The organism is Vibrio sp. 03_296, assembly GCF_002265885.1.
Genome location: NZ_NPKW01000217.1, coordinates 1 through 1,327 on the forward strand (window position 1 = coordinate 1; position 1,327 = coordinate 1,327).

Below are 1,327 nucleotides of genomic sequence, written 5' to 3' on the forward strand. Positions count from 1 at the left end.
GAAGCGTTTCACAGTGGCCGCAGCCAAGCGGTGCGAGAGCAACTTCTGGAAGATTTTAAAGCAGGAAAAATCAAATACTTGGTGTCAACGGGTGTGGCTGCTCGTGGTATCGATATTGAAGCACTTCCACGCGTGGTGAACTACGACTTACCTTTCCCTGCCGATGAATATGTCCACCGAATTGGCCGTACGGGTCGTGCTAATGCCAAGGGTGAAGCGATTTCATTGGTTTCAAAGGACAACTTCAAAAACCTATGCATGATTGAGAGCCGTCTAGGACACTTGCTTGAGCGCCGAGAAGTGGAAGGTTTTACACCGAAGAAAGCTGTGCCAATTTCTATATTAAATTACGTGCCAAAACACAAAAGAAATAACCAGCCTGAATAGTCAATAAAAAAGCAGCAAAAGCTGGCTTTTTATTGACTATTCACATATTAAAGTGTGAGCGCTCTAATTCGTAAACGCCTTCAAATGAGGTCAATTTAATTTCTATGTTGGCACCAAAATACTGAAGCTTAATTAAGGGTTCTTCTTCTTTCGTTATTTTTTTTCCAAGCGTTTCCAGCACTTCAGCCATAAAATCTTTCACTGGCTGTTCAGCCTGAGAAAGATATTGTTCCAATTCTTCGTTTTTCATTGTAGCACCTAACCCAAACTTCTCATTTTTATCATCATTTATATTGTGTACTCTTTAATAAAGGAGAACACTATGGATATCCATAAAATAGTCCTGAACGGCAATCACTATCGCTACGCGGCCTACCGCCATCAAGAAAGTGACCAATTTGCCGTATTCTTGCTTGGCGCTTTGCAAGACATTGAAAGCGTGCAGCAATTTTCCCTTGCGTTTGCTCGCCACTTAAATGTTTTCACCATTGAAGTCCCAGGAACCGGTCGTACCACTCCGCTGGATTCCACTATATCGATTCGCCAGCAAGCCTTGATGCTCAAAGAGTTACTCGACCATCTTGGTGTGAATCGAGCCCATGTCATGGGCTTTTCGTATGCCACCGCTGTGGCTGTGGAGCTTGTCGATATTGCAATGTGCTGAGCCTTTCTATCTGTGGCGGCGTCCCCGGCATCCCCTCTTCAGGGCGCCTCGCCACCAAACAGATGATCGCCGCCGCAATGCACAGCCCGAACCATTTTGCGCAGAGTTTTACGCATTCTCTGACCATTCAACATCCGGATATTCCACGTAACAAGGCGATTATTCGCGCCACCGAACGAGAAATATCTAAAATGCACCAAGAACGCATCGACTGTATTTTTGAAAACTCCGTCAGGCTATTAGTTCACACCCCAACTAATGTTAAAAACATCAATA

Annotated in this window: 2 protein-coding genes and 1 pseudogene; 2 read left to right on the forward strand and 1 reads right to left on the reverse strand. The window is 44.5% G+C overall.

The genetic code is table 11. The features are described from left to right. The coding region (locus tag CIK04_RS23505) for a C-terminal helicase domain-containing protein (protein WP_176463414.1) at positions 1-387 on the forward strand (387 nt) is incomplete at its 5' end. A 40-nt stretch (positions 388-427) separates the two neighbouring features. Here CIK04_RS23505 and CIK04_RS23510 read toward each other — a convergent pair. Beyond that, positions 428-637 carry a hypothetical protein gene (locus CIK04_RS23510; protein ID WP_011152674.1) on the reverse strand — a complete coding sequence of 70 codons (210 nt, stop codon included), beginning with the start codon at positions 635-637 and terminating at the stop codon, positions 428-430. 72 nt (positions 638-709) lie between these two features. Between CIK04_RS23510 and CIK04_RS35645 the strand changes: the two are divergent. Next, positions 710-1,327, forward strand: a pseudogene (locus CIK04_RS35645) (alpha/beta fold hydrolase); the annotation flags it as partial.